At 28.2% G+C, this 24,292-nt stretch carries 22 protein-coding genes; 2 read left to right on the top strand and 20 right to left on the bottom strand.

The window, feature by feature from the left end:
• Window positions 1-96: 96 nt before the first annotated feature.
• The 17 genes from AAT22_RS05360 to AAT22_RS05290 all read right to left on the bottom strand — a co-directional run bounded on the left by AAT22_RS05360 (window position 97) and on the right by AAT22_RS05290 (window position 21,580).
• A complete protein-coding gene (locus tag AAT22_RS05360; RefSeq protein ID WP_047000498.1) occupies window positions 97-2,361 on the bottom strand; it encodes a CRISPR-associated helicase/endonuclease Cas3 in 2,265 nt (754 codons plus the stop codon).
• 74 nt (window positions 2,362-2,435) lie between these two features.
• Window positions 2,436-3,188 carry a type I-B CRISPR-associated protein Cas5b gene (gene cas5b, locus AAT22_RS05355; protein ID WP_047000497.1) on the bottom strand — a complete coding sequence of 251 codons (753 nt, stop codon included), beginning with the start codon at window positions 3,186-3,188 and terminating at the stop codon, window positions 2,436-2,438.
• Window positions 3,172-4,047, bottom strand: coding sequence for a type I-B CRISPR-associated protein Cas7/Cst2/DevR (gene cas7i / locus AAT22_RS05350; RefSeq protein WP_172655005.1), 876 nt, complete (start codon window positions 4,045-4,047; stop codon window positions 3,172-3,174). Before cas7i ends, cas5b begins: the two co-directional genes overlap by 17 nt.
• A 1-nt stretch (window position 4,048) precedes the next feature.
• Window positions 4,049-5,743, bottom strand: coding sequence for a type I-B CRISPR-associated protein Cas8b1/Cst1 (gene cas8a1, locus AAT22_RS05345; RefSeq protein WP_047000496.1), 1,695 nt, complete (start codon window positions 5,741-5,743; stop codon window positions 4,049-4,051).
• Window positions 5,744-5,948: 205 nt separating this feature from the next.
• On the bottom strand, window positions 5,949-6,692 hold the full coding sequence (gene cas6, locus AAT22_RS05340) for a CRISPR-associated endoribonuclease Cas6 (protein ID WP_047000495.1): 744 nt from the start codon (window positions 6,690-6,692) through the stop codon (window positions 5,949-5,951).
• A 1,458-nt stretch (window positions 6,693-8,150) separates the two neighbouring features.
• Window positions 8,151-8,324 carry a hypothetical protein gene (locus AAT22_RS19010; protein ID WP_156174286.1) on the bottom strand — a complete coding sequence of 58 codons (174 nt, stop codon included), beginning with the start codon at window positions 8,322-8,324 and terminating at the stop codon, window positions 8,151-8,153.
• A 93-nt stretch (window positions 8,325-8,417) separates the two neighbouring features.
• On the bottom strand, window positions 8,418-8,735 hold the full coding sequence (locus tag AAT22_RS05335; protein WP_047000494.1) for a hypothetical protein: 318 nt from the start codon (window positions 8,733-8,735) through the stop codon (window positions 8,418-8,420).
• 131 nt (window positions 8,736-8,866) lie between these two features.
• The gene (locus tag AAT22_RS05330) at window positions 8,867-9,424 is read right to left on the bottom strand and encodes a DUF3267 domain-containing protein (RefSeq protein ID WP_047000493.1); all 558 of its coding nucleotides are present in this window, start codon (window positions 9,422-9,424) and stop codon (window positions 8,867-8,869) included.
• Between the two features lie 232 nt (window positions 9,425-9,656).
• Entirely contained in the window at window positions 9,657-9,806 is a 150-nt protein-coding gene (locus AAT22_RS19265) for a hypothetical protein (RefSeq protein ID WP_016207028.1), read from the bottom strand.
• 186 nt (window positions 9,807-9,992) lie between these two features.
• The gene (gene purD / locus AAT22_RS05325; protein ID WP_047000492.1) at window positions 9,993-11,240 is read right to left on the bottom strand and encodes a phosphoribosylamine--glycine ligase; all 1,248 of its coding nucleotides are present in this window, start codon (window positions 11,238-11,240) and stop codon (window positions 9,993-9,995) included.
• A 431-nt stretch (window positions 11,241-11,671) separates the two neighbouring features.
• The gene (gene purH / locus AAT22_RS05320) at window positions 11,672-13,174 is read right to left on the bottom strand and encodes a bifunctional phosphoribosylaminoimidazolecarboxamide formyltransferase/IMP cyclohydrolase (RefSeq protein WP_047000491.1); all 1,503 of its coding nucleotides are present in this window, start codon (window positions 13,172-13,174) and stop codon (window positions 11,672-11,674) included.
• A 147-nt stretch (window positions 13,175-13,321) separates the two neighbouring features.
• Entirely contained in the window at window positions 13,322-13,942 is a 621-nt protein-coding gene (purN, locus tag AAT22_RS05315) for a phosphoribosylglycinamide formyltransferase (protein WP_047000490.1), read from the bottom strand.
• Window positions 13,930-14,931 (bottom strand): phosphoribosylformylglycinamidine cyclo-ligase, encoded by a 1,002-nt coding sequence (gene purM, locus AAT22_RS05310; protein ID WP_047000489.1) that lies wholly within the window; start codon window positions 14,929-14,931, stop codon window positions 13,930-13,932. The genes purN and purM overlap by 13 nt, the downstream gene beginning before the upstream one ends.
• 22 nt (window positions 14,932-14,953) lie before the next feature.
• The gene (gene purF, locus AAT22_RS05305) at window positions 14,954-16,363 is read right to left on the bottom strand and encodes an amidophosphoribosyltransferase (RefSeq protein ID WP_047000488.1); all 1,410 of its coding nucleotides are present in this window, start codon (window positions 16,361-16,363) and stop codon (window positions 14,954-14,956) included.
• A 17-nt stretch (window positions 16,364-16,380) separates the two neighbouring features.
• The gene (gene purC, locus AAT22_RS05300) at window positions 16,381-17,085 is read right to left on the bottom strand and encodes a phosphoribosylaminoimidazolesuccinocarboxamide synthase (protein WP_016207034.1); all 705 of its coding nucleotides are present in this window, start codon (window positions 17,083-17,085) and stop codon (window positions 16,381-16,383) included.
• On the bottom strand, window positions 17,085-17,564 hold the full coding sequence (gene purE / locus AAT22_RS05295; protein ID WP_016207035.1) for a 5-(carboxyamino)imidazole ribonucleotide mutase: 480 nt from the start codon (window positions 17,562-17,564) through the stop codon (window positions 17,085-17,087). Before purE ends, purC begins: the two co-directional genes overlap by 1 nt.
• A 278-nt stretch (window positions 17,565-17,842) precedes the next feature.
• Window positions 17,843-21,580, bottom strand: coding sequence for a phosphoribosylformylglycinamidine synthase (locus AAT22_RS05290; protein ID WP_047000487.1), 3,738 nt, complete (start codon window positions 21,578-21,580; stop codon window positions 17,843-17,845).
• A gap of 309 nt (window positions 21,581-21,889) precedes the next feature.
• Between AAT22_RS05290 and AAT22_RS05285 the strand changes: the two genes are divergently transcribed.
• Entirely contained in the window at window positions 21,890-22,078 is a 189-nt protein-coding gene (locus AAT22_RS05285) for a hypothetical protein (RefSeq protein ID WP_016207037.1), read from the top strand.
• Between the two features lie 13 nt (window positions 22,079-22,091).
• Window positions 22,092-22,286, top strand: a complete 195-nt coding sequence (locus AAT22_RS05280; protein ID WP_047000486.1) for a hypothetical protein — start codon at window positions 22,092-22,094, stop codon at window positions 22,284-22,286.
• Window positions 22,287-22,367: 81 nt separating this feature from the next.
• Here AAT22_RS05280 and AAT22_RS05275 read toward each other — a convergent pair whose 3' ends face one another.
• The 3 genes from AAT22_RS05275 to AAT22_RS05265 all read right to left on the bottom strand — a co-directional run bounded on the left by AAT22_RS05275 (window position 22,368) and on the right by AAT22_RS05265 (window position 24,200).
• On the bottom strand, window positions 22,368-22,523 hold the full coding sequence (locus AAT22_RS05275) for a zinc-ribbon domain-containing protein (protein WP_016207039.1): 156 nt from the start codon (window positions 22,521-22,523) through the stop codon (window positions 22,368-22,370).
• Between the two features lie 290 nt (window positions 22,524-22,813).
• A complete protein-coding gene (locus AAT22_RS05270; RefSeq protein ID WP_016207040.1) occupies window positions 22,814-22,969 on the bottom strand; it encodes a zinc-ribbon domain-containing protein in 156 nt (51 codons plus the stop codon).
• A gap of 292 nt (window positions 22,970-23,261) precedes the next feature.
• Window positions 23,262-24,200, bottom strand: a complete 939-nt coding sequence (locus AAT22_RS05265; RefSeq protein WP_052953913.1) for an amidase domain-containing protein — start codon at window positions 24,198-24,200, stop codon at window positions 23,262-23,264.
• Between the last annotated feature and the right edge of the window lie 92 nt (window positions 24,201-24,292).

Genomic DNA, 24,292 nt, shown 5'->3' with positions numbered 1-24,292 from the left:
CTAATTCTGATAAATTTATATAATATTTAGTATTCTCTCTAATTACATCATTATATTAACCGTATCGCTGTACATTTCTAATAACTAATTACCATATCATAAAATTTCACAATTATTTTTTCCATTCTTTTTCTCATTTTTTCTCTTGATAAGTTCAACTCCAGTGGATTTAGAATAGTTACAATCTAAAACAATTATCTCCTCATAGTCACTTAGCTTTAAAACTTTTAAAGTATTCCCTTCTTTATAATAAGGTCTTACACTACAAACAAAATCTGACAATTCATTTCGCGCTTCAATTTTTTCTCTAGCTTTAACTTCTTTTTCCTTTATAGATAATTTAGGTACATACTCTGAAATTGTTCTAACAGATTTATCTATGCTCTCTTTATTATCTTCATATATAGACTTAGGTATTATATTAATAGACTCTATATTTCTAAATTCTTCTTTAGCTTCTTTTTTACTCTTTTCATATGCAGTAAAATCATTAACATACTTAACTATGTTTTTTAACTTCTTGAAATAATCAGTATTTTTTAACCTTTCATACGAATATACATCTTCTATTATAGATATTTTCTTTTCTTCATTTAATAATCCATCAATCTTTCTCTTTCTAATAGCCTCTTTTGATAGTTCATGTATTTCTTCATCAATTGCATATCTAACTCCACTACATTTATCTATATATACGTAACAGTTATATCCATTACCATCAAAGTTACGACTTCTGTAACACCTACCTAATCTTTGGAATAATCCGTTGATATCTGATAACTCTGTAACAAGAATATCAAAATCAATATCTAATGATGCTTCTACCACTTGTGTGGCTATCCATATTCCATAGACTTTATTTTTTAACTCTCCAAATTTATATATATCATCTTCTTTTTCTTTTCTATCAACTTTTATAAACCTACTATGAAATAAATTAATATTTTCAATATTCTCACCTTTTAACTTATTATAAATTTCTTGAGCCTTTTTTACAGTATTGCATATCACCAATACTTTATTTTTATTATATAGGCTCTTTATATGGTCTATATTTATCTCATCATCAATTACATTTATACTATGTCTTGTATTTAAAGCCCTATTAATAAATGGCTTTTTTGGCATTTCAAATTTTATCCCTTCATCTTCTAATAACTTTAATACAAAACTAGGTAATGTCGCTGTTAGTATAGCAAACTTACCACCAACACTATTAATATTACTTAAACCAACTATAAGATAAGCTAATAAATCTGGAGAATACATTTGTATTTCATCTATTACTATCTTTGAATAAGCAAGAGTTGCTAACTTTGGTTCAAATCCTCTATACTTGTACACGAAATCAAAAATCTGATCTAATGTACATATAGTCAAAGGAAGTGACATTTGTTTTGTCTTATTATAATACTCAATATAATCTATATCTTTATATTTAGCCTTATCCTCATCTTTCTCTGCACTCTTATTTATGTACTCACTTAATGTATCTGAATGAAGAAGTCCTATTCTATCATCTATATTTTCTTTTACAAGTTTAACTACTCTATCATAAATTGAATTTATGGCTGTCTTTAATGGCAATGTAAAAAAACCTTTATTATCTCCAATCCATAAAAGCCCTGCCTCTGTCTTACCCATACCCGTTTGAGCTATAACTACAAGATTTTTGTTTCTGTTTTGAATCATATACTCTTGTAATTCATTCCATTTGCTTTTCGGCTTTTCCTTTTTCCATTTATTTAATAAATTATTTAAACTATCCTCTAGAAAATCATTCTTCTTTTCAACTTCTATATGTCCACTTGCCGCATAGTCTAGTCTATTTAATAATCCCTTAACCATAATATATTTAAAGAAAATATCTTCATTTTCATATATTCTATCATCTTTATAAAAGTACATTTCATCAATTTGATCAAGATAACATTCTTCTTTTAATTTATCATAATTAAATCCATCATACTCATTAGCTAATAATTCTATTTCCCTTTCTAATTCATCATCTTCATAGCTTAATTCTCTTTCATGGTGATATGCTATAGCATGAAATAAAGTTTTTATTTCATCTTCATTAAATCCTTCATCTTCCATTTTCTCATAGTCTATGAATGCTAAACTCAAAATTCCATGAGGTATTTCTAAAGATGATTTTTTTCCTTTCTCCATTTTGTCTTGAAATTTTAAGTTCATTTTTCCTAAATCGTGATAAAGGCAAGCCCTATATAGTATATCCCACCACTTCACGTCTAATAAATTGGGATATATTTCTTTCAATATATTATAATTTCCAAGCAATTTGTTAGTATGATCTTGTATTGTTTCCATTGTATCTGACTTTGCTAAATATCTATTCATAAAATCCCTCACAAACTCTAAATATTTTTAAAGAGGGACTTCTCCCTCTTTAAATTTATATAATTAAATTTTTACTAAACTGCGAATACTAAGTAATTATCATCATCTAAATAACTTTCATGCTTTCTTAGGAAAGATATATTAGTTGCATAAATAACTTCTTCTTTATGCCATTTTCTAAATATCTTAGGAAGTTTTTCAGTCCCATAATTTACAGGTTTATAATTTTTATTAAGTCTATACCTTGTACCTGTAAATTTAACTCCTTGAATAGAATTCTTCATTTTGATAGAATTAATTATTTCTAATGGTATATATGCCCCATAAGATTTCTCTCCATCAATACTCTTTCTAGGTACTTCATTGCGAACACTTACAACTTTTACTTCTTCTATAGTTACCAAATCTTCTCTTCTTCCCAATGACGGATATTCTTTAGGATATCTAAACGCTTTTTCAATTTCTTCAATCAAGCTATCATCTTCAGGTATTATATGAATAAGTAGCTCTACATCAACCAATAGTTCAGCTGTAGCTACTCCCCTTGATACTCCAAACTCGCCTACTTTTAATTGATGTCTTGTTTCATCATATTTCATTCCACTTTTAAACTCATATCTAGTATATAAATCATTTGTTTTAGATACAGATCTTCCCTGAACACTAACTTTCATTTTTTTATATTCATCATAACCACATAAGCTATGAACCATTCCTATAACTGTAGAAAAAGGTGGCAAAGGGTATGTTTCTTTAAGTTGAAAACTTGTTGGTTTCTTATAATTTACTAAATCTTGAGTTAATTTTATTCTAACAGCTCTTTCCATAGTAACTCTCAACCTTTGTCTTTAACTCTTCAAAAAATTTAGGCATTGACTGTGCATTAAGTCTTTCTTTTATCTCATCATCGTTATCAAAAACACTAGGAACTAATCCACAAATAGTATCTTTCTTTACATTTTCAAACATAACTCCTTCTATTTTATCTACATATAATCTATTATCTTTAACATCTAAAACGTTTTGGAATACTGGATTTTTAACATCATAAACTCCACCAATTATAAATAATGGTTTTAAATCTTCTCTCCTACCTCTTATATCCCTATAAAGAAGGGCTACAGTATCAAGAAGTTTATTAACTCTTCTTGCTTTTTCCTCATTAGAAATCTCTATATTATCTACTTCATCAATACCTATTTGATCTAAATCTGCTGTAATTGTATACCTATAGTATGACTGATGAATTTCAGACTGAGCAATATTCATATTTTCATCTAATCTATCTGCAAGACCTTTATTAGTTAAAAAATCTAAGTCTCCTTTATATGTTTCAAGTGAAATTGCATTTGATAATCTAACTTTTGCTGTTCTCTTTTTTCCTGATGTTTTTTTCTCTGTTTTCATATATCCAAAGAAATCTATTTCTGGATACTTATCTATTGTAGCTTCAGAATCAAATTGTATTACTTTTTTATCGCCACTTCCTTCTGCTTTTACAGTGGCAAGTTGTTCCCCTAGTTGTTCAACTATATTGTATCTAATTGCTTGTCTTGATATATAAGTATATTGATCTCCTTTATCTCTAGTAATCTTTTTTAATGATGCTACATTACCTACTGACTCACCATAATTAGCACTTTCCGCTTTAAATATCATTGAAATTGATAAACCCTTTAAATCCATTTTATTTATCATCTTTTTTACCCCCATTTTCTTTATTATCATTCTCTGGATTTCCTATTAATGATGCTACAAATGCATATCCTATATGCTTAAATACATCAGAATCCTTTAATACTCCTAATAATTCCATTGGAACTGTTTTTTTAGTATATAAGTAACAATTTAATATGGTATCCATAAACATCGAAGCGTTATTTGTTTTTAAACAGTTTAATAATCTATAAGCAATGCCACTTAGTTTTTCTTCAGAACCTTTTGCCTTATATGCTAATCTTAAATAATACCCACAGTTCTTAGCTAAATCTACTATATCTTTGTCATTCTCATTTTTAATATCTTGCATATATCCTATCTCCTTCATATATTTATAGTTAATTCTTAACATATCTATTAGATTTTTAACTGAATATCTACAATCATCTGGATTGGAAAGTTTGTATAACACTAATCGATGTATTAAAGTTATTAAATTACTGTTATCTAACAAACGTTCTATAACTAATTCGTATATACTATAAAACTTCTTGTTTTCTATATAACCAGATTTTATTAATCTATCTAATTGTTCCTTGGAGTTCTTTATTATTTTTAGTGAATTCCTAGATAAAATATTGAATTTATATCTCTCATCTTCATATCTAATAACTTGTATATCTGCCAATTCATATTTAAAGCTATCATGTTCCTGTTTTTGTATAGCTGAAATTAGCGATTTATAGCTTAAAGATTTGATACCATCACTATTTCTAAGTATTGATTCTTTTATATTTTCATTTACTTTAATTAAATTTTCAGCATTAATGTTGGCATTTATAAATATTCCACTTCCTGCCCCATAAGATATTCCAGCTGGAATACATGAGTATACAAGCTTACAAAAGTTGCATATGGCTACATCATTATTAAAATTCCAAACGTGAGATGGTTTTCTGTTAACATCAAATCCAATTCCATTTAAGAAACTTAAATCATTGTTTAAATCCTTCATCTCATTATTACAAATAAAACAATGGTATTTATATTTTTCTTTATTCGCTTCCAACTCATCTATAGCGGGATTAACAAAATAATTCTTGTAATCTACATACATATCTTTTTCTTTAGTTTGAGCATTTAAAAACGATATCCCATTCCACGCATTCTTAATTATAGTGTATATAACATTTTTTCCTGCTAAATATTTTTTGGATTTTTCCATTGAAAAGTAATCTATTATTTCTCTTATCACCTTAATAGTTTCTTTTATTTGTGGCAGTTTATCTTCTAGATTTTCTTTCTTCTTTAAGTTTATTGTAGTAAGTTTCCTCTCTAAAGCAAGAATATCAATGTTATTATCTATTAATTCATAGGCAGCTATATAACTATTACTTTTTAAATAATATTTAACTGTATCTTTAATATAAACATTCAAATTTTCTAAACTTTCTTCTGTAAAATTCTTAAAATCACTATTTTCAAAATTATCTAAGATTCCCTTATATGAAATAATCTTATTCCAAGATAATGTTCCTCTATAAGTATCAATGAAATACTTAAAATACTTCTCTTCAAAATTATCTAAATAAGATCTATCAATAGTAATGTAATTTGCTTTCTTAGTTACTTTGTCACCTGCATTTTCAAGGATGTTACAGATTCCAACTATTCCTGCATTTATCATCCAATCTCCAATATCTATCCTGATTAGATTCTCCATTCACTCAACTCCTATACAATTTCTATATTTCTTAATCCTTGTAATCCTCTAAATATTAAATCTAACTTTTCAGTAAGTTTAAATCATCTTTATCAAGCCAATTTCTAGACATTCTAACATAAAGATTATTATAAACTTCTTCTTATTAGGTATCCTCATAATATTACGTCATGTATTTAGTTAGATTTATTTACTCATATTCTAGTTATAGTAAATCTTGTGTTACTAGATCCATCAGACCAAACCCCATACTTTTCCTACTACCTACTCCTACCTCATACAGATGCTGCAGGATTTTATTGTTTGCTTTTATTTCAAAAAGTCCTACACTCGTATCTATATATCTTTTATAGTGCTTTACTACTACCTTTTTACATTGTATTGGATTTATATTTACCTCATTTACTTCTTCTTCAGTAAATCCTGAATTTAATAACTGATTTGATAAAACCACTTTAATTTTTTCTCTAAATTCTTTATCATTATATACATAGTATGTATCTGTATTTTTTTCTTTGTCGTGATTTCTCACACATATTCCACTACCTACTGCTGTTCTGAATATAACTTTAGAATTTATTATTTCTTGTTGTTTTTCTTTATTTATATTTTTTAATACCATAAGATTATTATTAGGCAAAGGATATTGCTTATTTATTTGCTCTATAAATGCATTGAATAATATAAAAGTCATCTCTAAATTGCTCTTCATTGAAAAAATAATTTTTATTTCATTCTTATCTATTATCACTTTATCATTTGTAAATATAGGCTTAGGCAATATAACTGAAAAACAGTAATCTTTTTGTTTTGTATCTTTAAAGAAGTCTTCGTAATATTTCCCATTATCATATTTAGTTAGTGCATTCTTTATAAAGCTTAAAATAATTCGCCTATATTCCACAGTAAGAAATCTTTCTTTTAGTTGTAACGTTAAACAAAATCTCATTTTTCCCTCCTTAATTTTCTAATATAATACTATTTTACATTATTTTTGTTATTTTTTGAATATTTAACTTTTTTCTAACTTAGATTTATTTACCTTCTTATATTCCTTAATAATCTTTCTACTAAATAACACTTCTTTAAATTGAATGAATACTTCCGTCTTTATCTACTGCACTTATAAATATATTTGACTGAAAATTTATTTATAAGTGCATTTTTAAAAAGAATTATCAGGCTAATTTTTATTATATCCTTGTTAAGTCTAAATGTCATTATTTTTTCCAATTAAATTTAATTGTCATTATAAATAAATTATATTTCTCAGTAGATGTCTGTATCTAATCTGCTTAAAATAAAAAAGACCACTAATCTCATTAAGTAAAATATTTTTAATAATTTACTCAATTCCATTAACTGGTCTTCATTATTTAGACAACTTATCTTATTTAAAACTTAAAATCCAATATGGTGCTACTACTATTCTTATTATATATTGACAATTAAATTTAATATTTACATTCCAATATGGCATTCTACTATATAATAAAATACTACTATATAATCTCCTTATATGCAAATTTAAAATTAAATTATCCATATAATTATAATTAAATTTTATTCTATTTCTAGGGATATAATATTACTAAGTTATATTAAATTATTATCATTCTAATTTCATTCATTAACCTATCAAGGTTCTCTTGATATATTTTGGCAACTTTTTTACTTTCTACAACTATTATATGTTCCTCATTATACTTAGCAAATCTGCTCCAATTATATGAACCATCTATTACAATTTGGTTATCAGCAATGCACTATTTATTATGCACATAATTTGCAATTTTATCTTTAGTATATTGGTTATGTTCAGGTGGAATTTCCACAACCTTAAATCTACTTGATGCTTACTTTAGCTCTGCTTTATTTTTATCATAATAATTTTTATATTTATCTTTTTCTTTGGCTTTATCTGCCTTAATTATAACGTTAATTAGCAATTCTTCATCTTTCAATTCTTTAAATTTATTAATTAAAGAATCTGAAGTAATCCAAGCAACAACAACATTAACCTTTTTTAACTTTGTATAACTGATTTATAATTTCTTCCTCTATTTTCGTATCAAAAAAATAAAATTTATATCCTTTTTTAGTTCTAATATTTCATATTTTAATTTTTTACTTTCAAATTCTAGTTTATAAATTTCCATTTTCAACTTAAGTATCAATTTATCTTTCTCTTTGCGACTGTTTTAAATTTGAAAATATACTCATAGAACCAATCCTAAATACTATTAATAACTATTTATTATATTAAAAAATGAATTAAATATACTTAAAAGCCCCTTTCAATATCATATAATTTACTCTCTATTTTTTAAATCATTCCTTATAAATCTATTAATTTTACTAATGAAGCTCCCAAATGATCCTAAATTTAATTTCATTAATACTGTAGTTATACTTCATTTATTGTTTTCTTTATTTCTAAAGCCTCTCTTTTCTTTGGATTTACGTTAAAAAGTTTATCAATATCTTCTAATATATCTAATTTAGCTCTATACTCAGTTAATTTAGCATAATTATCAATTAAGTATATATATTCTTTTTGCAAGTCACTAAAACCATCCATTAAGGTTTTTATTATTACATCTATTATTGATTGGGTTCATTGAATTAGTAGATAATTTAAATTTACTTTCCCATAAGTTATTATTTATACTAGCTATAAAACATTGTTTATTTCTAATCCATGTAGTGCACTTGTAGTTGCAATATAAGGTAACCCTTTATCATTTTCATTATCTTTATATTCATTGGCATTTACTAAAATAACATAATCTAATTCTAGCCCTTTACTTAATTTTGCAGATAACACATTTATTCCTTCCTCATAATTACAGTATTCATTATCAATTAAGTTAACTTCCTTATCTTTCAAAAAGATTGATAATTGCTTATAAAAATCTATCGTTTCTAATTCAGCTTTTAATATTACTGCAATATCCTTATCTGTACTATTTTTTATGCTTTCAACAACCACCTTGATTGTTTGTTCTTTTTCATATTTAAATATACTTTAGATTTTGATATTTCTCTATTAAATGCAATATAAAATTCCTCTCTAAACATAAAAATCCCCAAGACGTAGTCTTAGGGAAATAATAAATCTAATTAGTTTGGCATATACCAATATGAATTGAATTTATGCAAATATGTTCTAGCACCTTTAGGCATTTGTGTAATTGCATTATAAACATTTATAAAATCTCCACATCCCATACTGGTTGCAAAAATACCTAGTGTTGTTAATACATTATTTTTAATAATTAATCCAATAATATAAGGACCGATTCCAAAAACAATATTTGGTAATAGTGACATTATTATAAAGCGTGTCTTGCTCATATCTTCATTACCTACAACAAATAACATTCCCTTTTTTAATAAAGTATATAAATATACCTCTTCTTTAAAACAAATAGCGTGTAGGAATTCATGTGGAAAGAGCGATAGCAAAGATAATAATATCCCCCAATTATTAAGATAATTTCCTTGCTTAAAGGCAATTACTAGTAATAGTATAAGCAGTATTATAGCAACAATATTAGCTTTTATTGCTAGTTCAGTTGCATTAGAAGCTTCTTTAAACTTAACATAATTAGGCTTGTGTTCACGATATGGTAGATTATCATAATTACCATCGAATTTTCCCTTATAAATCAATTTCACAGTAGTTACCCCCATATATAAAATTTCTTAATCATTTTCTTTTCCTTGTCTTTTACATTTAATTATAACCCATATACTGTTAAAATCCACTAATTTTCCTAGATAGATATAAATAGCTTAAATAAGATTTTAAACAACAACCTCCATATAATATTCTGTACGCATAAAAAAGTGGATTATCTAAAATCCACTTTTTTTATAATATGTCTTCTATATAGTATCCTAATATACCTTAAAATTTAGGATCTATCTCTGTCATTTGAATTCTTTTCAAATCTTTTTGTCTTAATCTTGTTTCTTCCATTATTTTATCCCAAGACTCACCTGCTATCATCATTTCCTTTGCTTTTGAATAAACTTGATTTTTTGTTTCTCTATTCATCTTTTTCCTCCAAGACTTTATTAAGCTTTAATGCACTTAATTTATTTTTATTTACTATACTATTATTTGGAGAAATCAAATCAATTATTACATTCAAAGTAAATATATAAATTTAATAATTTCCAAATTTCCACCTAATGTAAAAAGGATACTATTTTAGCATCCTTATCATAATTATTAAATATATTAAATTAACCCTATATCGCTTCTATAATATTTATCCTTAAATTCAACTTTTTCTATAGCTTTATAAGCATCTTCTCTTGCTTTTTCTACTGTTTCTCCAACTCCAACTACTGAAAGAACTCTTCCTCCATTAGTTTTTAAAACATCATCTTCAAGTTTTGCTCCTGCTAAGAAAACTTTATCTTTTATTTCATCCTCTATAATAATTTCATATCCTTTAGGATAGCTTGCTGGATATCCTTTTGATGCTAAAACTACATTAACACAAGCACCATTTTTCCACTTAACTTCTGTATTTTTTAAGTTCTCTATTAATGCAGACTCTATAAGTTCTAATAAATCACTTTCCATCAAATTAAGTACTGATTGAGTTTCTGGATCTCCCATTCTTACATTATATTCTAAAAGATATGAACCTTTTTTAGTTATCATAAGACCAAAGAATATTATACCTTTATAATCAAAACCTTCTTCTTTTATTCCAACTAAAGTCCTATTCATTATTTTTTCTTCAAAATCCTTTAAAATTTCTTTTGTTACATATGGATTAGGGGCTAAAACTCCCATCCCTCCTGTATTTGGGCCTTTACCACCATCAAATATTTGCTTATGATCCTTTGCTGATATAAATGGTATAATAGTTTTTCCATCTGTAATTGAAAGAATAGATGCCTCTACGCCTTCTAAAAACTCTTCTATAACTATCTTTTGTCCTGCTCCATTAAATATATCATCAACCATAAAAGATTTTACTGCATCTATAGCTTCCCTTTTATTCTCACAAATAGCAACGCCCTTTCCTGCAGCCAATCCATCAGCCTTAACCACTGTAGGATACGAACAAGTTTCTAAATAAGCTAAAGCTTTATCAACATCATAAAAAATTTCATATTCTGCAGTTTTCACTCCATACTTTTTCATAAAATCCTTAGAAAAACTCTTACTACCTTCAAGCATTGCAGCTTTTTCACTAGGTCCAAAAATCTTAAGGCCCTTCATTTTGAACTTATCAACAATCCCCTTAGTTAAAGGATCTTCAGGACCTACAACAGTCAAATCAATACACTGCTCCAAAGCAAACTCCAAAAGCTCATCTATTTCAGTTATATTCACATTTTCACATTTACTTTCCCTAGCAGTTCCCCCATTACCAGGAGCAACAAATATCTTCTCAACTCTCTCATTCTTAGCAAGCTTCCAAGCCAAGGCATGCTCCCTACCACCAGATCCAATTAATAAAATCTTCATATAAAATCCCCCTCATCAGTAATTCTTACTTCATACTGAAATTTTTTTCAATAACACCCAAAAATTTATTTGATATCTACTACCTCATCAATAACTTTTGTTCATACTAAAAATTATTTCTATATAACTCAAAAGCATTTATTTATTACTATATAGAAAAAAGAGAGCATATTGCGGAAGGCTATATCACAATGAGCTGTTTTTATTTCATTGTTGTTTGAGGCATAGTTGCGTAATAATTTCAGTTGTCTGAGCGAATGCGAGTTAAGTGAGAATCTAAATCTCTGATTTAGTTCTTCGAACTTACTGCTACGACTTTGGAGTAGTAGTTTCCTTATAAAATTGCAATTATTATGAAAACAACAATAGAAATATCCAGCGAAATTGTGTAATAGACTGAAGTAATCGGTTCTCTTTTTTCTTAGTTACAATTAATGTTTAAAGTGTCTAACCCCCGTAAATACCATAGCTATTCCATGTTCATTACAAGCATCAATAGATTCTTGATCTCTTACTGATCCTCCTGGCTGTATTATTGCTTTAATACCATTTTTAGCACATTCATCTACTACATCTCTAAATGGGAAGAATGCATCTGAAGCTAAAACTGTTGCACCTTTACCTCTTTGAAGAGCTTCTTCTGTTGCCCAAATTCTATTAACTTGTCCTCCACCAATTCCAATTGCTACACCATCTTTTATTGCAACAATTGCATTAGATTTAACATACTTAACTACCTTCATGCCAAATAATAAGTCTCTCATTTCTTCTTCAGTTGGTGATTTTTCTGTTACTACTTTTAATTCATCAATTAAATTTTTGTCTTCTTCCTGTACTAATATACCGCCATCAACTGTAACCATGTATTTTTTATCTTTTGGAGCATTATTGCACTTAATTACTCTCAAATTCTTTTTAGTTCTTAATACTTCTAAAGCATCTTCATCAAATTCTGGTGCTGCTACTACTTCTAAGAATATTTTTACCATTTCTTCTGCTGTTTTTTTATCTATTTTTCTATTTATTGCTACTATTCCACCAAAAATAGATGTTGGATCTGCATCATAAGCTTTTTTATAAACTTCAAAAGGAGTTTCACCTATTGCAACTCCACAAGGGGTATTATGTTTAAGTCCACAACAAGCTACTTCATCAAATTCAGAAGCAACCTTCCAAGCTATATCCAAGTCTTTTATATTATTATAAGATAACTCTTTACCATTTAATATTTCAAAACTATTCATAGCTCCATCAAATTCATTTGAGCTATAGTATGCTGCACTTTGATGTGGATTTTCTCCGTATCTTAAACTTTGCTTTTTCTTATATGATATTGAAAGGTATTCGGGATATTCTTCGTCTTTTAATAAAAAGTTAGATATTGCTGCATCATAAGCACTCATTAAATTAAATACTTTTCCTGCAAGTTTTTTTCTTAACTTTACTGAAACATCACCATTTTCAGATATTTCCTCCATAACAGCTTTGTAGTCTTCCTTATCTGAAATTACTACTACATCTTTAAAATTCTTGGCTGCAGCTCTAAGCATTGTAGGACCACCAATATCTATAAATTCAACCTTTTCATCAAAGCTTAAATCTTCTTTAACCTTTTGGAAAAATGGATATAAATTTACTATAACAATATCTATAGGAGCAATATTTCTTTCTCTTATAGTTTTCATATGTTCATCATTATCTCTTATAGCAAGTATCCCTGCATGTATAATAGGATGAAGAGTTTTAACCCTTCCATCTAACATTTCAGGAAAATTAGTAACTTCATTAACTTCAACAACATTAACACCATTATCCTTAAGATGTTTATAAGTACCACCTGTAGATATTATTTCAACACCTTTATTTTGCAAAAAATTAGAGAATTCCAAAATACCTTCTTTATCAAAAACACTAACTAAAGCTCTTTTTATCAACTTAAAAAACCCCTTTCTTATTAATGAGAAAAATGAAAAAATTAATAATGAAAGAATTATGGTTCAAATTCCTACGGAATTTATTTAATTTCATAACTCAACTATGTTGAGTTATTTCCTTAATTTTTTCATTCTTTCATTCCTTCATTATTTCATTATTTCATTTATTTTCGTTTTTCCATTTATAATTTCAACTTTATTTTTACTAATTAAATCAATTGCTTTTGGTAATAGCTTATGTTCCTTTTCTAAAACTCTTTTTTGTAATATTTCCTTTGTATCTTCAAAATAGACTGGAACTATTTCTTGAAGTATTATTGCTCCTCCATCTACTTCTTCATTTACAAAGTGTACTGTACAACCTGAATATTTTACTCCTGAGTTTATAACAGCTTCATGAACCTTTAACCCGTACATTCTTGGTCCACAAAAGCTTGGAATTAATGATGGATGTATATTTATTATCTTATTTTTAAATTCTTTAAGGATATTTCCTTCAAGTATTGAAAGATATCCAGCAAGAACTATTAAATCTACTTTCCCCTTTGTTAATTCTAATATCTTATCACCTGTAGTATCTTTATATTCTTTTTTAGATACTACATAAGTCTTTATTCCTTTTTTCTTAGCTCTCTCTAAAGCAAATATTTCATCTTTACTTCCTATAACCATTTCTATTTTGCAATTTAAATTTCCAGCATCTATAGAATCTATTATTGATTGAAGGTTTGTACCTCCTCCTGATGCAAGTACTGCTATTTTAAGCAAACACCTTCACCTCCAGATGTTACATAACCTATTTCATAAGCTTTTTCTCCCATCTCTATTAAAGCTTTTATAACAGGCTCTGCATCTGACTCATTAACACATAACACAAACCCAATCCCCATATTGAAGGTGTTGTACATATGATCTTTATCTACACCTTTTTCTATTATTTTTTCAAATATTAATGGTAATGGATAGCTATCTTTCTTTATTATTGCTGTAAATTTTTCTCCATTAAACATTCTTGGAACATTTTCTATAAATCCGCCACCAGTAATATGTGCCATTCCTTTTATTTCAAAGCTTTCACGTAGTTTCAAAATTGGTTTAACATAAATTTTTGTTGGAGTTATTAATGTTTTCCAAGCTTCTTTGCCATCTAGTTCCTCATTTAAATCTTCAAATATCTTTCTAACTAATGAATAACCATTAGAATGTAATCCTGAAGATGCAATACCTATAAGCTTGTCTCCCTCTTTTATATTCTTACCATTTATTATTTTATCTTTATCTACAATTCCTACTGCAAAACCTGCCATGTCATATTCGCCATCTCTATAAAAACCTGGCATTTCAGCAGTTTCTCCTCCAACTAAAGCACACTCTCCTTGAAGACATCCTTCTGATACACCTTTTACCAAATCTGCTGCAACTTCTGCTTCTAGCTTTCCACAAGCTATGTAATCTAAGAAGAATAATGGTTTTGCTCCATGACATAAAATATCATTAACACACATTGCAACACAATCTATTCCTACAGTATCGTATTTCTTAGTTTTAAAGGCTATATCAAGCTTAGTTCCAACTCCATCTGTTCCTGAGACTAAAACTGGCTTTTTATATCCTTCTGGCAGCTCAACCATTCCAGCAAAGCTTCCAAGTCCATTTAATACATACTCACTCATAGTTTTACTTGCATATTCTTTTATAAGCTTTACTGATTTATATCCTTCTTCTATATTAACTCCAGCTTCTTTATAAGTTATCATTTAACACACTACCTTTCAGCTTTTATTTTGCTCCTTCTATAGGTGTTGCTACTGGATATATTCCATTAAAGCAACCAACACAATATCCACAATTTTCTTTAAAGCAACTATACATACCTTCCATACTTAAATATCCTAAGCTATCACAACCTATTGCTTCTCTTATTTCTTCAATTGATTTTTTAGCTCCTATAAGTTCACTTCTATATGGAGTATCTATTCCAAAGTAGCAAGGAAATTTAACTATTGGTGAAGCGACTAAAAAATGTACTTCTTCTGCTCCAGCTCTTCTTAGAGAATCAACTAAATGTTTTGATGTTGTTCCTCTAACTATTGAGTCATCAATTAATATAACCCTTTTTCCTTTTATATTTACTTTAAGTGGATTTAATTTCACTGCTACGGCTCTCTCTCTAATTTCTTGGGAAGGTGTTATAAAAGTTCGTCCTACATATCTATTTTTTACAAATCCAGTATCATATGGTATTCCTGAAGCCTTTGAATATCCTATAGCTGCTGGTATTCCAGAGTCAGGAACTGCAACTACCACATCTGCATCTATTTTATATTCTCTAAATAATTGCTCTCCAGCTCTCACCCTTGATTCATGAACATCTAAGCCATCTATTGTTGAATCTGGTCTAGCAAAATAAATGTATTCAAAAGCACAAGTTTGACATTGTGTATTTTCTGAATACTTGTATGATTTGATTCCATTATCGTCTATAATAACTATTTCGCCTGGTTCTATATCTCTAACAAGTTCTGCTTTTATTGCATCTAAAGCACAACTTTCTGATGATAATACATATCCTTCTGCTGTCTTTCCTAAACATAGCGGCCTAATACCATGTGGGTCTCTAACCCCTATAAGTTTATCTTCTGTCAAAATTACCATTGCAAAAGATCCTCTTATTGCTTGAATGGCATCATATATCGCCTTTTCAATCCCCTTCTTAGCACCTCTTGCAATAAGGTTTGCTATAACTTCTGAGTCTATTGATGTATGAAAGACATGTCCTCCGTCCTCTAAAAGTTCTCTTATTACATCAGCATTTACTAAAGTACCATTATGAGCCATTGCTATTGATCCAAGTTTAGTTTTGCTAAGTAATGGTTGTGCATTCTCAATTCTAGTATCTCCGCATGTAGAATATCTAACATGACCTATTGCTGCAAAACCCTTAAGCCTATTTAAATCATCTTTGGAAAAAGCTTCTGTTATAAGCCCCATTCCTTTATGAATATCAACACTTTCGCCATTTGCTACAGCTATTCCAGCACTTTCTTGCCCCCTATGCTGAAGTGCATATAATCCATAATATGTCATAGATGCAACATCCATAGGCTTATTTACATAAATACCAAAAACACCACATTCATCCTTGAATTTATCATTACTTGGATCCAAAATTAAATTTGAACTCAAAATAACACCCCCAATATTAATTATTTCTGTATTCTATTTAATATCTCAACATAAGCATCTTTTACATTTCCAAGGTCTCTTCTGAATCTATCTTTATCTAATTTTTCTCCTGTTGTTGCATCCCAAAATCTACATGTATCTGGTGAAATTTCGTCTGCTAATAAAATTTCTCCATTATATCTTCCAAATTCTAATTTGAAATCTATTAATCTTATATTTTGCTTTATAAAGAACTCTTTTAATAACTCATTTATTTTAGCAGTCATTTCATAAATTTTGTTTAATTCTTCAAATGTAGTAGCACCTATTCCTACTGCATGATAATCATTTATTAATGGATCTCCTAATGAATCGTCTTTATATGATAGTTCAAATACTGTAGTTTTAAGTTCAAATCCTTCTTCTAATCCTAATCTTTTAGCCATTGATCCAGCTGCTACGTTTCTAACTATTACTTCTAAAGGTACTATTTCAACTTTCTTACAAAGTTGTTCTCTTTCATTTAACTTTTCTATAAAGTGTGTCTTTATTCCATTTTCTTTTAACATTTCAAAAATCATTGAAGTGATTGCATTATTTAAAGCTCCCTTATCTTCAATTTGACCTTTCTTTTCTCCATTAAATGCTGTTGCATCATCCTTATAATAAACAATAACTTCCTCTGCCTTTTCTGTAGCATATATTTTTTTTGCTTTTCCTTCATACATCATTTCTAATTTTTCCATTATAAATCAATCCCTTCTCCATTTTCTTCTATAAACTTACTTTTCATATCTAATCTAAATTTATTTAACTTTTCTCTTAATGAACTATCCTTTATAGCAAGCATTTGTACTGCAAGCATTCCTGCATTATAACTATTATTAATTCCAACTGTTGCAACTGGAATTGATTTGGGCATTTGAACTATTGAAAATAAAGCATCTAGTCCTTCAACAGCTCCCTTTATAGGAACCCCTATTACAGGCATTGTAGTTTGTGATGCTATAACACCAGGTAAGTGAGCTGCAAGTCCAGCTCCTGCAATAACAACTTCACATCCATTTTCTTCGGCTTCCATCAAAGTTTCCGTTAACTTTTCAGGAACCCTATGAGCTGATAATACATAAGCTTTAAATTCTACTCCAAATTCTCTTAAACAATTAGCAGCTCCTTTCATAACCTCAGTATCCGATTTACTTCCAAAAAATATAGCTACCTTCATCTAAAAACCTCCGTTTTTTTAATTTTACAATTTTATTCAGTTCGCAGTTCACAATTCACAGTTCACAGTTTTTTTCATTTTGTAAGCAACAGCGAACAGGTATCAAGTACTAAGTGTAAACTATAATTAAGAATTAAGATTTTCCTTATATATTTAGTCATTATTTCACTAAAAAAGATTTAATATCTGTTACCTGTTCCTTGTTACCTTTTACTTTGTCCACGAAACTGTGAACTGTACCTTTTAAACTGTGCACTAGAAAATTGCTTTGCAATTTTTTACTTAAAGTACTTAACCCCTGCTTTAAATATCTTTTGATCAAAGTCTCCTGGAACATTTTTATATAGGTTTTCTCCTATTCTTTCTGAATGTCCCATTTTTCCAAGTATTCTTCCATCTGGACTTGTAATTCCTTCTATTCCTAGCATTGAACCATTTGGATTAAAAGGCATATCGCTAGATATTTCACCATCTAAATCAACATATTGTGTTGCTATTTGTCCATTTTTTCTTAACTTTTCTATTAAATCTTGTGGAGCAACAAATCTTCCTTCTCCATGAGATATTGCAATTGAATGTATATCTCCAAGATTTACTTCATTGAACCATGGTGATTTATTAGATACTATTTCTGTTCTAACTATTGAGCTCATATGTCTATTAATTTCATTGTAAGTTAAAGTTGCCATATCTTCTTCTATATCTACAATTTCACCATAAGGTACTAATCCTAATTTTATTAGTGCTTGGAAGCCATTGCATATACCAAGTATTAAGCCATCTCTATTCTTTAATAGATCCATTACAGCATCTTTAATTCTTTCATTTCTAAATACTGTTGCTATAAATTTTCCTGATCCATCTGGTTCATCTCCAGCAGAGAATCCGCCCGGTAACATAATTATTTGACTTTTTCTTATGCTCTTTTCCATTTCTAAAATTGATTGATTTAATAAATCCTTGTTCATATTGTTTAGAACAAGTTCTGAAACTTCTGCCCCTTCATTTTTAAAGGCTCTTGCACAATCATATTCACAGTTTGTACCAGGAAAAACTGGAATAAATACTTTTGGTTTTGCAATTTTTATTAAGGGAGTTTTTATTTCTTTATCTTCATATAAAACTGTTTTTATCTTTTCTTTTTTATCTTCTGTCTTTACTTTAAATACCTTTGATAACTTCTCTTCAAGTATCTTTTCTAAATATTCTATATCAAAATTAATATCATATTCTTCACAAACAATAGCCCCATTTTTTGTTGTATTACCTATTACTTTATAAGCGCAATCTTTTAATTCTTTTTCTATTTCAACATCATTTTTAACTTCTAAAATCAAGCTTCCATAATTAAGCTCAAATAATTCTTCTTTGCTTAATCCTTCAAACTCTACCCCAATTCTATTTCCTAAACTCATTTTAGTTAATGCTTCTGCTACTCCACCAAATTTCACTGATGAAGCTGAAATAACTTTTTTATCTAAAATAAGCTCATGTAACTTTTCTAAGTTCTTCTTATATGCATCTACTTTCAATGTCATATCTTCATTTTTTTCAGCTATTAAAAGTACTATTTTAGAGTCATTATTTTTAAACTCTGGAGATATAATATCCTTAACTTTAGCAACATCAACTGCAAAAGCTACTAATGATGGAGGTACATCTAAGTCTCCAAATGTACCTGACATAGAGTCCTTACCACCAATTGCTGGTATTCCTAAGTCCATTTGTGCTTGATATGCTCCAAGTAATGCTGAAAAAGGTTTGCCCCATTTAATTTTATCTTTTCCTAATCTCTCAAAATACTCTTGTAATGTAAGTCTTGCTTTTTTATAATTTCCACCCATAGCTGAAAGTTTAGTTACTGCTTCTATTACTGAATAATATGCCATATGATAAGGACTCCACATCCCCATATCTGGATTGAAACCATATGTCATTAATGTTGCATCATTACTCTCTCCATTTAATACTGGCACCTTAGCCGCCATACCTTCTGCTGGTGTTGTTTGATATTTTCCACCAAAAGGCATAAGCACAGTTCCAGATCCTATAGTTGAATCGAATCTCTCAACTAATCCTTTTTGCATTGATACATTTAATTTCCTTAATGTATTAATCCATTCTTCTTTTATATCTACATTTTTTATTTTAAATGGATATTCTTTTGGAGATTTCACTTCTACTTCTGTTGTTTGTCTTGCCCCATTTGTATCTAAGAATTCTCTTTTTAAATCTACTATATTTATACCTCGCCAGAACATTCTAAGTCTTTCATTATCAGTTACATCTGCAACTTTAACTGCTTCTAAATTTTCTTCTGCACATAGAGATATAAATTTTTCTTCATCTTCTTTATTAATTACAACTGCCATTCTTTCTTGAGATTCTGAAATAGCAATTTCTGTTCCATCTAAACCTTCGTACTTTTTAGGAACATTATCTAAATATATATCTAAGCCTCTTGTTAATTCTCCAATTGCAACTGAAACTCCACCTGCTCCAAAATCATTACATCTTTTTATCATCTTTGAAACTTCAAAGTTTCTAAATAATCTTTGAATCTTTCTTTCAGTAGGAGGATTTCCTTTTTGAACTTCTGCTCCACACTCATTAATTGAATCTTCTGTATGTTCTTTAGATGATCCTGTTGCTCCGCCTAATCCATCTCTTCCTGTTCTCCCACCTAAAAGAATTACAACATCTCCTACTTTAGGCTCTTCTCTAACTACATTTTTCTTAGGTGCTGCTGCTATAACAGCTCCAATTTCCATTCTTTTAGCAACATAATTTGGATGATATATTTCAGCAACTTGTCCTGTAGCAAGACCTATTTGATTTCCATATGAACTATATCCATGAGCTGCTCCTAAAGTTATAGTTCTTTGAGGAAGTTTTCCTTTTAATGTTTCTTCTATATCAACAGTTGGATCTGCGGCACCTGTAACTCTCATGGCTTGATATACATATGTTCTGCCTGATAACGGATCTCTAATAGCACCACCAAGACATGTAGCTGCACCTCCAAAGGGTTCTATTTCAGTTGGATGATTGTGTGTCTCATTTTTAAACATGACTAAATATTCTTCTATTCCATTATTAGTTTCTATATTTACATTAATTGAGCAAGCATTAATTTCATCTGATACATCTAAATCTTCTAATAAACCTCTTTTTCTCATTTCTTTCATTGTTATAACTGCTATATCCATTAATGTTTCATCTCTATCAGTTTCACCATAAACAAAATTTCTTGATTTTAAATATGCTTCATAAGATTTTATTATTGGTCTTGAATAAAGTCCTTCCTCAATAACTATATTTTCTATAGCTGTTGAAAAAGTTGTGTGTCTACAATGATCTGACCAATATGTATCAATAACTTTTATCTCTGTAATGCTTGGATCTCTATTTTCTTCTTTAAAATAATCTCTTATTAGTTTTATATCATCTAAGCTCATAGCAAGATTCATGTTACTATGTAACTCATTTATTTCTTTATCACTTTTATTAATAAATCCATTTAATATCTTTACATTTTTCGGCTCTGGAAGTTTTGATAATAGTTCTAAGTTATCTATATTTACTTCTCTGGAGTCAACTGGGTTTATATAATAACTTTTAATTTTTACTACCTCATCACTTGATAAAGCACCTCTTAATATTATAATTTTTGTCCATTTAACTTCTATTTTTTCTCCTGAAGTCAATAATTGATAACATTCTGAAGCTGAATCTGCTCTTTGATCATATTGGCCTGGTAAATATTCAACCCCAAAGGCAACTTCATGCTCTTTTACATCTAGATTATTTTCATAAACATTATCTACATTTCTTTCTGAAAATATCGTATAAAGAGCTTTTTTATAATCTTCTTCTTTCATTTCCCCTAAAGTATATTTATTTATAAGTCTGACTCCCTCAAGAGAAGTAATTCCTAAATTTTTTCTAAAATCCTCAAGTAAACCTTTCCCTTCAATATCAAAGCCTTTTTTTTTCTCTACAAATATACATCTCATTTTAAACTCACATACCTCCAAAACTAATGGATTTTAATTATACTCACGAATTATTTTTAAGTTTTATTCAATATAATTCGTGTTTATATGACTAGGGTATCATTGTTAGTTATATTTGTCAACTTCTTATCAGTAAAAAACAAAAATAATTCGTCATATTACGAATTATTCCGTGTTTTTATAATTATATATTTCGTATATTATTGTGCCGTTATTTCCCTTTTATTCTATTATTTTTTTTATTAAATATGTTATTTAAATAATATTTTTGCACAAACTAATAGAGATTCAATTTAAGGTGGTGTTAATATGAAGCATAACGCAAAAGAAAATTTAAGATTAGCTTTAGATGAGCTTTGCTCTTGCCAAAATCATCTAAACACTGCTTATTTAAATGCAGAAGAAAATCATAATAGAAGTGAAATTCATACTGCACTTGAAGCTATTGGCAGTGCTGTTGATTCTGCTCAAGATACTTTGAAAAACTATAAAGATTAGGAGGAGATTTTATATGGGTCATAAGACAAATGCAAAAGATGAATTAAAGTGTGCTCTTTCTGATATTACACATGCACAAAAATTGTTGCATGATGCTATAAAAACTGTAGAAAAAGATGATAATAAACAACTTATTCAAGATACTTTAGCAAATGTTAATGAGGCATTACATGCTACAAGGACCTCAACTTATGGATTCAAAGATTAGGAAATGAAATATATTTACTTAAATCATAGATTTAGGGTATCACTTAAAAAGACTGTAGGTAACCCTACAGTCTTCAATTAACTATCTTCTGTTATTTTGAGCTTTTCTTGCTCTTCTGCAATCAATACATCTAACTGGTTCGTTATCGAATCCTTTTTCTTTGTAGAATTCTTGTTCTCCTACTGTGAATATGAATTCCTTACCGCAGTCTTTACATATTATTTTCTTATCTTCCATTTTAAATCCTCCATTCTAAAGACCAATATAATATCAACAAATCTCTACAAATGGAGAAAGCTAATTTCTATTCAATCTTTAAACAAATATTTCTCGGTTCTATGACCTACATCATCATTCTATCATATATTATTTTTTTTTGCTAGTAGTTTTTTAATAATTTACCTTATTGTTATTATGGTATATTAATATTAAGTTATCTGATTATTTATTGCTTTTATATGAATTAATTTAAAATTTTACAAAAATAAAAGCTATAGAAATTAATCTATAGCTTAGATAACTTATAATTATCTTCTGTTGTTTTGAGCTTTTCTTGCTCTTCTGCAATCAGCACATCTTACTGGATCGTTATCGAATCCTTTTTCTTTGTAGAATTCTTGTTCTCCTACTGTGAATATGAATTCTTTACCGCAATCTTTACATACTAATTTTCTATCTTCCATTTTAAATCCTCCATTCTAAAGACTATTCAAGTAACTACTAATCTCTATAACGGAGAATCTCATTATCTTTCAAAATCTTTAAACAAAATATTGTTAGTCTTTTTGACTACCTATTTATAATAACATATTCTTTTTTAAAAAGCTACTCTTTTTTTAAATATTTTTTAAAAAAGTACCGGTAGCTTTTAACTACCGGCAAAGAAACCTACGTAACCCTAGCGGGTTATTTTTATTCTTATCATATTTTATATTTTTTATTCCTTCTTTAAATATATCTTTCAATTAATACCTATTAAAGTCCTTCTCTACTAGAAAGAATTTCTAATAAATCCTTTTCTGATTTTTCTCTTGTATTCATATAAAATTCTATTTCTTCTATTCTTTTGTTCATCTTATTAATGAATTCTTCTGTTTCTTCACTAATATCCTCTTCACTATTAAATCTAGTATCGCTTAAACTTACTTTTATTATATATATAGCTTCTACTAATTCCTTTCTATAATCATCTTCTGTTAAATTTTCATTACATATTTCTGTACTATTTATTTTACTATTTCTATAAATATTATCATTATGACTTTTTATATTATAAATATAGAAATTGTAATTGTTTGGTTTACCCATTAAATAATATCTTAAATTCCCATTTTTTATAAAATTCTCTATGGAATTAGAATGTTGACAAAAATATATGATTTGTTTTCTATCTATTAATTCTGTAATAACTTGTGAATGAAAAGTTATATTATTGGGCCTTGAATATTGAACTATATCTCCTGGTAATAAATTCATATATATTTCATCCCAATTTACCAATGCATCTATTATTTTATATTCAATATATTTATGAGCCCTTTTATTTTCTATTCCAAAATGTAGATGAAATGGTTGTGCTGCAGTCCACGTAGAGCTTCTATTGGGTAAATTTGCCGAATAATAAAACCAAGATTTAATACTTGTAGCAGTTTCTCTAGATCCTAAAAACTCCATTCCACCTGCTCTTAAAACTTGTGATACAAAATTAGTGCAATCTCCTCCATCTTTAATATAGTTATAATATTTACTATTTGATGAAGTAGCCCATTTTAGAGCATATTCTACCGCTAACTCCCTATTATAATTCTTATTACTTGCTTCAGCTGATTCAGACTTTACATATAAACTTATTTCAACTAAAGCAAAAACTATTATAAATACTATACTTATTTTTCTTTTAATTAAATTTTTCATTTTTATTTCTCCAGACTATTTTAAACTATATTATATCTTTTGAAATAAAATTAATTTTATTACACAATAGTTATAAAATGCGAAGCATTTTT

Source organism: Clostridium sp. C8, assembly GCF_001010885.1.
Classification (GTDB): domain Bacteria; phylum Bacillota; class Clostridia; order Clostridiales; family Clostridiaceae; genus Clostridium; species Clostridium sartagoforme.
The sequence above is the reverse complement of the archived record's forward strand: the minus strand, read 5'-3'. Positions and strand labels throughout refer to the sequence as shown.